Annotated in this window: 12 protein-coding genes; 1 reads left to right on the top strand and 11 read right to left on the bottom strand. The window is 35.2% G+C overall.

Annotation, left to right across the window (positions count from 1 at the left end; translation table 11 throughout):
• Nucleotides 1-770 precede the first annotated feature (770 nt).
• The 11 genes from ALGA_RS17215 to ALGA_RS17165 form a co-directional block, all read right to left on the bottom strand.
• Nucleotides 771-1,841: a formylglycine-generating enzyme family protein gene (locus tag ALGA_RS17215; RefSeq protein ID WP_197705606.1), complete on the bottom strand. Its 1,071-nt coding sequence runs from the start codon at nucleotides 1,839-1,841 to the stop codon at nucleotides 771-773.
• Between the two features lie 8 nt (nucleotides 1,842-1,849).
• Nucleotides 1,850-2,209, bottom strand: a complete 360-nt coding sequence (locus ALGA_RS17210; RefSeq protein ID WP_096431278.1) for a hypothetical protein — start codon at nucleotides 2,207-2,209, stop codon at nucleotides 1,850-1,852.
• 611 nt (nucleotides 2,210-2,820) lie between these two features.
• Entirely contained in the window at nucleotides 2,821-3,273 is a 453-nt protein-coding gene (locus tag ALGA_RS17205) for a peptidase associated/transthyretin-like domain-containing protein (RefSeq protein WP_096431276.1), read from the bottom strand.
• A 234-nt stretch (nucleotides 3,274-3,507) separates the two neighbouring features.
• Entirely contained in the window at nucleotides 3,508-4,284 is a 777-nt protein-coding gene (locus ALGA_RS17200) for a toxin-antitoxin system YwqK family antitoxin (RefSeq protein WP_096431274.1), read from the bottom strand.
• Nucleotides 4,285-4,749: 465 nt separating this feature from the next.
• A complete protein-coding gene (locus ALGA_RS17195; protein WP_096431272.1) occupies nucleotides 4,750-5,580 on the bottom strand; it encodes a hypothetical protein in 831 nt (276 codons plus the stop codon).
• Between the two features lie 242 nt (nucleotides 5,581-5,822).
• The gene (locus ALGA_RS17190; RefSeq protein WP_096431270.1) at nucleotides 5,823-6,332 is read right to left on the bottom strand and encodes a hypothetical protein; all 510 of its coding nucleotides are present in this window, start codon (nucleotides 6,330-6,332) and stop codon (nucleotides 5,823-5,825) included.
• Between the two features lie 123 nt (nucleotides 6,333-6,455).
• Nucleotides 6,456-7,715 (bottom strand): group II intron reverse transcriptase/maturase, encoded by a 1,260-nt coding sequence (gene ltrA / locus ALGA_RS17185; RefSeq protein ID WP_197705605.1) that lies wholly within the window; start codon nucleotides 7,713-7,715, stop codon nucleotides 6,456-6,458.
• A gap of 751 nt (nucleotides 7,716-8,466) precedes the next feature.
• On the bottom strand, nucleotides 8,467-8,991 hold the full coding sequence (locus tag ALGA_RS17180) for a hypothetical protein (protein ID WP_096431266.1): 525 nt from the start codon (nucleotides 8,989-8,991) through the stop codon (nucleotides 8,467-8,469).
• Nucleotides 8,992-9,334: 343 nt separating this feature from the next.
• On the bottom strand, nucleotides 9,335-9,796 hold the full coding sequence (locus tag ALGA_RS17175; RefSeq protein ID WP_096431264.1) for a hypothetical protein: 462 nt from the start codon (nucleotides 9,794-9,796) through the stop codon (nucleotides 9,335-9,337).
• 467 nt (nucleotides 9,797-10,263) lie between these two features.
• Nucleotides 10,264-10,572 carry a hypothetical protein gene (locus ALGA_RS17170; protein WP_145957662.1) on the bottom strand — a complete coding sequence of 103 codons (309 nt, stop codon included), beginning with the start codon at nucleotides 10,570-10,572 and terminating at the stop codon, nucleotides 10,264-10,266.
• Between the two features lie 258 nt (nucleotides 10,573-10,830).
• A complete protein-coding gene (locus tag ALGA_RS17165; protein WP_096431260.1) occupies nucleotides 10,831-11,301 on the bottom strand; it encodes a cytochrome P450 family protein in 471 nt (156 codons plus the stop codon).
• A 294-nt stretch (nucleotides 11,302-11,595) separates the two neighbouring features.
• On the opposite strand from ALGA_RS17165, the gene ALGA_RS17160 reads away from it, so the two are divergent.
• Nucleotides 11,596-12,012 (top strand): DUF3788 domain-containing protein, encoded by a 417-nt coding sequence (locus tag ALGA_RS17160; RefSeq protein ID WP_096431258.1) that lies wholly within the window; start codon nucleotides 11,596-11,598, stop codon nucleotides 12,010-12,012.
• Nucleotides 12,013-12,075: the final 63 nt, after the last annotated feature.

Here is a 12,075-nt window from a genome sequence, read left to right as displayed (position 1 = left end):
GAACTTCAAAGCTACTACGGATAGATCCGTCTCTGTTGTTGTACTTTGCTATTCAGCCTCTAAGTTGTGCTTATTGCGCCTTTCACTTTACATTACAACACAGGTTCCCAAGTTCCTTATCTGAGCCTAAATAGAAGTCATGCCACCTGAACGCCGCCTGCCGTGCAACCAATAAACAGGTTTCCGTTGCACTCATCATCGTATAACTTACTCTACGATTTTTGACAGAATTTATCCACGTCTCGACACCTCATCAGAGGTTCACTTTCGTTCATCTCTTCTATTAATACCTGCTATGCTCTTGGCATAGATTCTCCTAAACGCTCAGCACCATGGCTCTTTACCACAGCACCTTTAGGTGGTTTGATGCCCTTTCCTGTAAAACGACACCGGTGGGCCTAGCTTACAACTGCTATCCACCATCTCAAACAAAGCATGCAGTACTATTTTATGCCGATGTACTGCTTCTTGGCACACTAAGTTTCGTGGGCGATTTAATGAGTTTCCTTATCAATGCGCCAAGTAAGCAAGCCGATTAAATTTACTTATTTATATTTTGAGCAAGACAAGTTTAATTGGCTTGCTGGTGTTTATTAATTGAACTAACTCTCAAGTAACTCGCCACGCCCATGAAATTTAGCTTTTGTTAGCGCTTTGTTGCTTTTAGTAGTTGTCTGACCTCTCCTGCCATAAATTTTATTAGATCAATTACTTTTACTTAGCAGTTCCTAAAACAAAAACAATCTGTTCATCATTCATATTTATTGTATTTATAAACTGCGAGCAACGCGTAAGCCTACATTTTTTTCTATAATACCTGAGATGTCGTAACGACGACGTTTGACACGACAGTCGTCAGGACCATAGTCCCAACATCCACCTCGAAGACAGCGATAAGTTCCATTAGGAATACCATCAGGATCTGTAACAGCATCACTATCATAATTATCGTACCAGCCATCAAGCCACTCCCAAACATTTCCAGTCATATCATAGATGCCTAGTTCGTTAGCCTTTTTTGATGCTACATCATGAGATTTGTAAGCAGCGTTAAATGCATACCAAGCCACATCTTCAATTGAGTTACTACCAGAATAAGTAAAGCCATTTGAAGAATTTCCACCAAGTGCAGCAAATTCCCATTCTTCTTCTGTTGGTAAACGGTAATTTTTACCTGTTTTTTGGTTCAGTTTGGTAATGAATTCTTGAGCCATGCCCCAATTTACTCGTTCAACGGGTAAATTATCTCCTTTAAAATATGATGGATTACTACCCATTATCACCTCCCATTGTGCTTGAGTTATCTCATATTTTCCTATTTCGAAGCTGCTAACTGTAACTGGGTGAACTGGCTGCTCCCTGTTAGTTTCGTCATTACTACCCATTTGGAAAATACCACCTTCAACTATAATCATTTCTATGTCATATGATCGAGTTGTAAAGATTTTTTCTTCACCATAAGCAGTGCCAATTGAATTAGAAGCAAAAGCCCTTACATAGTAATTCGTATTGGGGCTTAAATCAGTCAATTCAGCTGTAAAATTTTGTATTACTTCTTCTTTTTTGATTGTACCATCATTTTCTTCAATTGTTGGGTTTGCATCTGTACTCCATACAACTCCAAACATTGTAATTTCCGTATATCCATCATTAATAATATTGCCGCCACAAACTGCAGTTGTGAATTCAATATCGGTTGGATTAATTGTTTCTAAAGTAGCTACTGATATTCCTTGGTACAACTCATTCATTATATCTTTATCTGCTGTTTTTGTGCAGGAAATAATTGTAAGCAAAAGTCCTATTGTTAGTATGATATATTTATTTTTTGGAAATTTCATTTTCATAGCTATTTAATAATTAATGTAATTTGAGCCTTGGTATTTATTGCTAGAGGCTTTAAAGTCGCTACCGAAGATTCATCGTTAGTAAGGTCTCCTTTAACTGCAGAGAAATAATAAATTTGCTCCTCTAATTCCTCAAAAAGAACAATGCCTGAAGAATTAGTTTCTGCTTCTAATATATCATTTGTTTTATTCTTCCAGCCACTCTCGTTTGTGTATAAGGTAACAGTAACGTTAGAAATAAAATTACCATCATTATCATTAACAGTAATTTCTAGTTTTGGGGATACGTCCTGGTATTCTGTCTTTTGACATGATGACAGACAGTACAAAGAAATAAGTAACAAGTAGATTATTCTTTTCATTTCAATATTGTTTAGTATTAATCTAGATAAATGCATTATTATTCAGTTGATTGTAAAAATCCCAACTACTATGTTTTTGTGCAATAAGCGCTAACGGCAGTTTGTCTAAAAACTTATAAAACTGCTCAATTAAGTCTTAAATATAGCGGTTTTAAGCATACATAAAGATTGAAAATACCTTTAAAATTTGAGATGCAAATTATTATATGTGGCTAAAGCCTATTAATTATACAACACCAGTTGGCTAAAGCCAAACTGCAATAGATGTTTTGCATTCGTTTCATTTCAATCATTTACATTACTATTTTCTGTTACCTGAAAACAGGAGCAATAAACACTCAAATTTGCTACTTACAACAGCAAATGCTTTGTGTTTTTTATCTATTGCAGTTTGGCTTTAGCCAACTAAATTAAAAAGTCTCCAGTGTTTTGCTTTAGCATCATTCTTCTCCTTTATTAATATAAAGCTTCGAGATTTTTAAGCTAAAAAAAAGAAGCTTTAAAAGCTCGCTAATCAGCAAACTTTTAAAGCTCTCATCTTATTTTTAGAAATATTATTTGCTTGTGCAACGGTTACTTTTGTTAGGTGTTGAGCGATCTAAGTTTCTGATCTAATCATCTCTATAGGAATCAAATTCCTGACTATAGTTTAGGGAGTCAGATTTAAATATTCCTTGCTCAAATGCTTTTTTACGAACTTCTGGAAGTTTATCGAATCTTTTCTTTCTGAGTCTATCAGCCTTTCTGAGTGAAATAAAATCATAATGCACACCATACATCATTATTATTTCTAGCTTTTCACAATTGTCAGCAAATGTTATAGTCATTGGTTCCAGACCTACAAACCCAAACATCAATTGATCAGTTTCTTCTTGAATAGAGATATTAAATTCTCCATCTAAATTAGTTCTACCTATTTCGACAGTGTCCAAACTATAAATTGAAACGCCAGGAAGTAATTCTAAATATTCACATATTACAGTACCTTTTATGGTTCTTATTTGTCCGTGAACAGCAGAAGTTAAAAAGATAAAAATTGAAAGTATTAATGTCAGTTTCATCATTTCTTGTCTGTTTTAGCTTTACACCTAACGGTCTTGCTAAGTTTCGTGGGCGATTTTAAGAGCAATCTTATCAATACGCCAAGTAAGCAAGCCGATTAAATTTACTTATTTATATTTTGAGCAAGCCAAATTTACAAGGCTTGCTGGTGTTTATTAATTGTACTAAACTTTCAAACTGCTCATCAGCGCCCATGACAATTTAGCTTTTGTTAGCGGTAGTTACTTCCTATTTATTTACTTGGCCTTCACATAAAAGACATATTCAAAAAACAATGGACGTACATCAGCTAATATATCTTGTTCTGAATCATCCTCATAATAGCTAATGTAATCATGTATGATACCCTTCAATACATTTTCCCCTTCGTGATATTTAGTTGTAGTATAATGCACTTTAAAATCAACTTGATCATCCATTCTATCCCATAAAGTATCAGTATATGTGGATTTATTATAGTTGGTATCAAAATCACCGAAAATCACAAGCATATTCATATTAAAATATGATGCCTCTAGTTTAACATCTAAACTAAATACTTCACCCATTTTAATTGTGTCTTTTTTTGAATGCAAAGAGAAGTAATTGCTCCGTTCAATATCTATTTTTCCATTTTCAGTATAGTCAATAACTTGGTTTAAATAGGACGAATCATTTCTTATTATATAAGACTGTTTACAGGATAACTTGCCCATTTCGTATACCAATAACTCCCCACAAACTATCCCGTTTCTATAGTTTGATGTTTGCATTATTATTCCGTCTTCATTATAATATTGTTGTATACTATCTTGTATTCCCTTTTTAAAATAAGCACGGACTTCTAGACAACCATTGGTATAGTAACTTTTATACTCACCGTGCCGTTGATTATTTAATTTGAAACTTTCAGATTTTACCTTTCCGTTTTCATGATAGGTAACAACTTTCTGCAGTTTATTTTCATGATTGTTGCAAGCAAATAAAAATAAACAGATACATACGGTGATGTATTTAGGTGTTATATTTTTCATATTATATCTGTCAGATATCAACATTTATTTAATTCTTTTATTTATTTCCCGGGTAATTACCGCTAACGGCAGTTTGTCTAAAAACTAATCAAACTGCTCAATTAAGTCTTAAATATAGCAGTTTTAAGCATACATAAAAATTGATAATGCTTTTATTTGGAAATAGAATTGAGGTTCATATTTGGGTCACTTTTAACTCGAACGGCACCATTAATTCAAGGCTACTGCGATAGCTATGCTCACTAGTGAAATCTTGTGAGACAAAAACAAAAAAAAAGCTGCAGATTACTCCACAGCTTTACAATATTTTAAAAACAAATCCATTTTAGGAACTTCATTTCCTAGCATTCCCTTTACTAAAAGTCCCTCAAATTAGATCATTCCCCATAAACTGGAAATTCAATGACCGGAACCATCAACCCACCGTACCTATTGGGCAGTTCCTGCCACACGAACGCTTAGTTGCTAGCGGCTGCTGTTCTTTCTTTCAGTAACTATTCTATAAGTCAAATCTTCAATTTTATTCAGTCTTTCCAGTAATTTAAAAATGTCATTGTCCTTATCAAGAAGACTTCTAGTCGGATGGGCAATACGTTTTCTAAGCTCGTTTATACTGCTTAAATCCTGCCATTCTTTTTTTGAGAATGCAAGTTTCTCATAAAGTTCTTTGTCCTTTATTATTTTAAAGAAGTCAACAAGAAAAAAATGTTCTGTTAACTGATTTTCTAAGTCTAGCTTGGTCAAGTCATTAAAATTTTTCAATATCAAGGCGTATTTGCTTCCAGGATAATCTTTGTCAACTTTACTTATGAGCCAATCATTAATTTCCTGATTTGACAAACAGCTATTTATAAAGTCACCTAATTCTCTTTCTAATTCGCAAATTAAACTAAAAATGTAGACTTGAACTTGTTTGCAGTTTAAATTACCTAATGTAATCAGTCCTGAAATGTTTTTATGATAACATAAAAAGTAGAAAGTTCTGTTGTCATTCGCGAATTTTTCAATAACGTCTTTAATGTTGGTGTCAAGTGGAATGAGGTCATTATATTTAATTTTATGCCTGATGATATTTTTGTAATTATTTGGTTCCTCAGTTTTAAAAAATTCTGTTATAGACCCGTTTAAAGATTCAATTGGCAAATGGTCAAATCTGTTATTTGACATTATGTCAATATGTTTCTCTGTTGAAATTTCTAATTCTTTTACTGATGTCCAACGTAATTTACTTATACCAACTGATGCCGCAGTTATTTTTACTTGTCCGTCGTCTAAAAAATAAATGTCCTCAATCATTTTATTTATGTTGGTGATATTACTACAGTTGTCGCTAGCGGTCTTGCTAAGTTTCGTGGGCGATTAAAAGAGTAATCTTGTCAAACCGCCAAGTAAGCAAGCCGATTAAATTTACTTATTTATATTTTGAGCAAGACAAGTTTAATTGGCTTGCTGGTTTTCATTAATTGTACTAAACTTTCAAACTGCTCATCAACGCCCATGACAATTTAGCTTTTGTTAGCAACTGTAGATACATTAATCTACTTAGCAATTTCAAGCCTTAGTATAAGATTCTCATTGTCAATTGTAGTATATCCAATTCGCACTTGTTGTCCATTTTGATGAATTGGCCCGTTGTTTTTTGAAGTCTTATGAAACCCCTCTATAATTCCATAGTCTGAATACTCAAATTTGATTCCGTTTACCGCAAAAGATTCATTATACCTTAAACCCTCAACAGGAGGTAAAAAATCTACAGTGACTCCCTCAACAATTGAGTAACTTTTATTTTCGATCATTTCTTTTAATGATTGTACTTTCGAGTACTGCTTAGGAATGTTGATAATAAAAACTATCAACATGAGCAATGCAAATCCTCCAGCGGAATAACCAAAGAAAAGTAAGAATTGTCTGAATAATGAAAAAGTCTTGAATCGCTTTTTTACAAAATAGACTATTCCAACCCCAACCAAGACAAATATTACAAGTGTTATAAAGTGAAAAATAATTCTACTGGAAACTTCATGTTCGTATAATGATAAATAGTTCATTCTATTGTTGCTAACGGTCTTGTGTCGAGTAGGCAAAGGGAGTCTCACCCTAAGCCTCTCACAGAACCGTACGTGATAGTCTCCCATCATACGGCTCTTGTTGTATATAAATCGAGTTACAAGTTAAATAGAAAAATTCAACTTCCAATGATAAAACAAGTATGGAAACTGTTTCTTTATTCTATTGAGCCACGCATAAGCGCGACAAATACTATTCTTGTAACGTTTGTACTTTTGTCGTGCCCAACGAACCAGGCGACTGTGCAGTAAGCGGAAAATAGAATGCATTTCCCACATGCGGAATTTACCGTAATAATTAACCCAGCCTCTTATCTGAGGATTGAGCTTTTGAGCAACTCCCACAATACTTCTACAGGTTTTACATTCTTCCAACGTAATGGCTATCTTTTCAGCTATCTTCTTACGTGAAGAAATGCTAATTGCACAACCGTAACCCTGAAATAGATTTCCTGTCTTCTGTGACCTACTACTGCGTGGCTGAAAGCTATAAGCTAGAAAATCGAATTTGACATGCTTATGTTTTTCTTGCCTGCGGTAATCTCTGCAATAAACCAGTTTGGTCTTTTCTGGATGCAATTCAAGGTGACAGTTTGCCATCCTTTCATGCAATTTGTTCAACAACCAATCTGCTTGTCTTTTGGTTCTGCAGTGAATAATGGCGTCATCAGCATAACGCACAAATTTCACATTGGAATTTAAATTCTCTAACCATTTATCGAAAGCATAATGTAGAAACAGATTGGCCAATAAAGGACTGATAACGCCACCTTGCGGTGTGCCTTTTCCCTGTTTTTGTATCAATTCTCCGTCTATTCTTTGAATTGGCATCTGCAGCCATCTTTCGATGTACATACACGCCCAATTCTCGGGTACATGCTTTCGAACTGCCAACATCAGTTTTGCATGATCAATATTATCGAAAAACCCTTTGATGTCTAAATCAATTACCCAGTCGTTTTTCCAACAGTTACGCTGAACCTCCTCTAATGCTTGATGTGCATTGCGATTTGGTCGATAGCCATAACTACTATCACTGAAAATAGATTCGAACCTTGGTTCTAAATAATATTTCACTACTTGTTGACCGATACGATCGGTAATGGTAGGAATCCCTAGCTTACGCTTTGTACCATCCTTTTTAGGAATCTCAACCTCTTTTACCGCTGGTGGAAAATAACTCCCCGATGCCATGCGATTCCAGAGTTTGTAGAGTTGTTCCGATCGTTGGGATTCAAATTCGTCCCATCCAATTTCATCAACTCCGGCACTTCCTTTATTGGATTTCACTTGCTTGTAAGCATTCCATATCATGGTACGACTTATTGGTACCGATTTTGTTTCATTCCATAGATTCATCCTCATACGAGTTGATTTCTGTTCTAAAACCATACAACTCTATCCCTTTGCTCCATTCCCATTACAAGAACTTCAAAGCTACTACGGATAGATCCGTCTCTGTTGTTGTACTTTGCTATTCAGCCTCTAAGTTGTGCTTATTGCGCCTTTCACTTTACATTACAACACAGGTTCCCAAGTTCCTTATCTGAGCCTAAATAGAAGTCATGCCACCTGAACGCCGCCTGCCGTGCAACCAATAAACAGGTTTCCGTTGCACTCATCATCGTATAACTTACTCTACGATTTTTGACAGAATTTATCCACGTCTCGACACCTCATCAGAGGTTCACTTTCGTTCATCTCTTCTATTAATACCTGCTATGCTCTTGGCATAGATTCTCCTAAACGCTCAGCACCATGGCTCTTTACCACAGCACCTTTAGGTGGTTTGATGCCCTTTCCTGTAAAACGACACCGGTGGGCCTAGCTTACAACTGCTATCCACCATCTCAAACAAAGCATGCAGTACTATTTTATGCCGATGTACTGCTTCTTGGCACACTAAGTTTCGTGGGCGATTTCAAAGAGTAATCTTATCAAAACGCCAAATAAGCAAGCCGAGTAAATTTGTTTATATTTTGAACAAACCAATTTGATTGGCTTGCTGGTGTTTATTTATTGCACTAAGCTTTCAAACGACTCGTCAACGCCCATGAAATTTAGCTTTTGTTGGCAACTGGGCAATTTATTACAATTGTAATTCGAAAAAGCACTCTTAATTAATGCATTTGAAGATAGATTTTGTTGATACTTCATCAATAAGATTATAATCAAAACCATTGATCATTGCTTCTACCCGTATATCTTTAACATCATATTTAACTAATTTAGCTAAATCCTCATCAGTTAAATTATATGTAAATTCCGCGACATAACTATTAAACTTGCCTTGCATATTCGGGATTAAGGAATTTATATTTAAACTAATAGATTCATTATTACGTAACAATAAAATCAATTTTTCAGAGCCTACCATCACAATACTACCTTTGGACAAATTATAAGATGTCATTAAATATTTCCTGTTATTTTCGTTCTTTACTTTCCATTTAACAGTTTTTATTTTTAATATCTTAGCTATTTTAAGACTTTTCGCTACCATTACAGGTTTAGTCACGACTTTCTTTTCTTTGGTGAACTTATCAACCTCATTAATTTCATATTCACATTCCTGAGCAAATACTGCTGTTGATAAAAACATTGTTAATACAAGAGTTAAAAGTTTGATTGTCTTTTTCATTATTCTTCGTGTTATTTGTAATATTTATATTTTAAAAATTATCTGATTAATATATTACGTCCTGCCTTGTTGCCAACGTTAGTATAAGTTTGCGTTGCGGATTGCGGAGTGATTTCCTGTCGAGCCGCAGTATTGTTGTTGCGAGCTAAACAGTTTGTTGTCCGAACGAAAACCGCAATGAAATTTATACATTGTTAACGCCCGGTTTTAATTATTTGTCTTCATCTGTTTGTCTTTTTACTTTAAACAGTTTGAATATTTAGTCTTTTTATTACCGTAATTATCGTTTTATTTTCTGTAAGATGTCAGTTTTAATCTGAAATCCTCAGAGAAGTCATGAACGTTATGAAATATTGGTTGGCACATTTTTATCTTTTCTGTGATTATCAAATACTTCAATTCCAGTTTTTAAAAAACCAATAAGTCCAACTCCTAATACTATAGCACCAAATGATACTTCTTTAATTTGTTCGTTTTCGGTAATAAAATATCCAAACACGCCGAACGCTAATGTTGAAAACGATAGCAATATAATCAAAGCAATAATCCAAATACCTTTTTTAGGATTTTCCCAAATCTTTTTTTCAAACTTAAGTGACGTTTTTGTTGTATCCTGAAGTGAAGAAAAACTGATTCCAAGTCCCATGAAAATCAGCATATTATTTATGCTGTCTAAAGCCAAATTCATTTTATCCTCACTATCAAAAAAACCATTCAAATAGGGTTCTAAAGCAAAGAAAATCACAAATATCATGAGAGGATATTGTAAATAACTTAGATAGTGAAATAATAATTTTATTTTCATTTTTCTGTCAATTTCTGAGTGCGATTAATAAATCAATTTTGTCTTTTCTCTTGTTTAGGTGCAGCACCTTAACTGGGCGTTAACTTCTTTATATGTACACTGGTGCACTTATTTCTACTATCTCAAAACCAAAAGGTGCACAATACATACCCATATGGTGTGTATTGTGCACCTTTTTGGATTTACCGTTTCAAATCTACAAAACAATATGAGTGCAACAAAGTAAACATGCACCTATTTTATAGTTAATCAATTGGAAAATTAACGATCTAAATTCGCAAGATTACTAGAAACCACTTAAGCTATTAAAGATACCTGTTCGTGAAGGAAACATTCCCCTTTACATGGCACAATTGCCTATTGTAAGGGCAAACTTCCCTCTCGGAACAGGAACATCCCCTATTTGTGCTACCAGCTTCCCTGTAAAAGAAGCAAGATTGGAGTAAAAAGCAGGAAGTATACCTGTTTCAAAGAGATTCATGCCTCTTTGCAGGACACAATTGCCTATTGGTAAGAGCAAACTTCCCTCTCGGAACAGGAACATTCCCTATTTGTGCTACCAGCTTCCCTATAAAAGAGACCCGATTGGAGTAAAAAGCAGGAAGTACACCTGTTTCAAAGCGATTCAGGTCTCTTTGTAGGTCGCAATTGCCTACTGTAAGGGCAAACTTCCCTCTCGGAACAGGAACGTTCCCTATTTGTAGTACCAGCTTCCCTATAAAAGAAGCACGATTGGAGTAAAAAGCAGGAATCATGCCTGTTTTATAGGGGTTCATGCCTCTTTGCAGGACACAATTGCCTGTTTTTTGGACAATCATCCCTCTTGCGATAGGAAACTTCCCTCTCCGAATAGCAAGCTTCCCTCTCAGAACAGGAACATTCCCTCTCCCGATAGCATGTTTCTCTCTCGGGATAGGAACATTCCCTCTCTGGATAGGAATTTCCCTATTGGGATAGGAAAAATACCTGTTAAATAAAAAAAGCCCAAACCTTTTGGTTTGAGCTACAATTAATTGGCTAAGTAATCATGATTATTATTCTGCAATTACGGCACTTTTCCTTTTACCTGGGAAACGGCTTTTTAAATCGTCACTGGCTTCCTGAGCACCAGCTTGTCCCATATTGGCGGCATTCTTCAACACCTTATAAATGGAAAGTGCCGAACTGTAGGCTTCGCTCCCTGCCATTGTCATGGTATCGTCTAATTCGTTGGTAATTCGCAACAAAGGTGTTAGTAATTGTTTCAAGCCTTTCACCGATCGCAAGTCGGTCTTGGCCTCATCAACATCAATAAACTTTGGCATAAAATCGGGATACATTCCTCCATACCCAACTGATTTCTCGACAAAAGCCAAGGTTTTATCCCCCATTTTAGGCATATCCCTTTTATCGCTTGCCGCCAAACTAATTAGTTTCGGTTCCAATATTGTTTTCAATGTGTTTACTGCTTGGTCAACCTGATCCGATTCTTCTTTAGTCAGGCTAAATTTGAGATTGTTTTCCATTTGTTCTTTGATTTTACTATTAAACTAATACATTTTATATGTTTTTGCTTATGTAATTTACAACAATTACACTGATCAAAACAAACCCAAACTACACACTTTTCATAACTATGCCGTTTGGGTTTGTAAACAGGTGCTTTTTAGCGATTTGTGAACTATTCCCGGCACATTGGATGTCATTTTTCACCATTCCCCCCCTCATCATTTGTTTTTTTGCACGGCTTCCAAATCTTATTTAACTTTAGTTGATCAACTAACAGTCAGGAATACAAACCACCCTAACGCACAAACAGAATGGACATCAGCATTTTTACCGACAAGGCAGTAGAGCCAAATCTCGATGACTTAAAAAACAATTTAGATTCGACTTTTGATCTGTGGCAACAGATTGTCAAAATTGTGAAAGAACAATATCCAAACCCAAAAGAAGAGTGGAACTATCCCGGCAAAAAGTATGGATGGAGTTTTCGTTTGAAGGATAAAAAACGGGCGATCATTTACCTGCTCCCCCGACAAGGGTATTTTAAAGTGGGCTTTGTATTTGGACAAAAGGCTAGCGATCAGATTATGGCCAGCGATATTAATTCTGCAATAAAAGAGGATTTGGCTGCTGCTAAAAAATATGCCGAAGGACGAGGAATTCACATTCTGGCAACAAAAGAAAGTCTTTCTGATATCAAGACATTGATAGAAATAAAATTGGCCAATTAAAAATGAGGAATCCAAAAAACGGATTCCTCATTGTATTTTTTTATCTCCCAACAGGGAAAACTC

Origin of the sequence: Labilibaculum antarcticum (assembly GCF_002356295.1) — a bacterium.
Taxonomy (GTDB): Bacteria; Bacteroidota; Bacteroidia; order Bacteroidales; family Marinifilaceae; genus Labilibaculum; species Labilibaculum antarcticum.
The sequence above is the reverse complement of the archived record's forward strand: the minus strand, read 5'-3'. Positions and strand labels throughout refer to the sequence as shown.